Annotated in this window: 1 protein-coding gene; it reads left to right on the top strand. The window is 54.0% G+C overall.

What is annotated here, in order from left to right:
* On the top strand, positions 1-478 hold a 478-nt coding region (locus M3212_RS21740), incomplete at both ends, for a phosphopantothenoylcysteine decarboxylase domain-containing protein (protein WP_285875003.1).

The raw sequence follows: 478 nt of genomic DNA, 5'->3' as shown, positions 1-478 counted from the left end.
GGCCGGTATCGCTACCGACCCCGCCGTTTGTGCAGCGCATTGATGTCACTACCGCGCTGGAGATGGAAGCGGCCGTCCAGGCTGGCGCCCAGCAGCAGCACATTTTTATTGGCTGCGCCGCAGTAGCGGATTACCGCGCCGCCGTCATCGCCGAAGATAAAATAAAAAAACAAGGTGATGAATTAACAATAAAAATGGTTAAAAACCCGGATATCGTGGCCGGGGTCGCGGCGCTAAAATCACATCGCCCCTACGTCGTTGGGTTTGCCGCCGAAACGAATAATGTGGAAGAATATGCGCGGCAAAAACGTGCCCGCAAGAACCTCGACCTGATTTGCGCCAACGATGTTTCCCAGCCTAATCAGGGCTTTAACAGCGACAGCAACGCACTACACCTTTTCTGGCAGGATGGGGAAAAGCGCTTACCACTTGAGCGCAAGGAACTCCTGGGCCAATTATTACTCGACGAGATCGTGAC

Source organism: Halalkalibacter oceani (assembly GCF_023715705.1).
Taxonomy (GTDB): Bacteria; Bacillota; Bacilli; order Bacillales; family Bacillaceae_D; genus Halalkalibacter; species Halalkalibacter oceani_A.
Note: the sequence above shows the minus strand (reverse complement) of the source record. Positions and strands in the feature narration are given on the sequence as shown.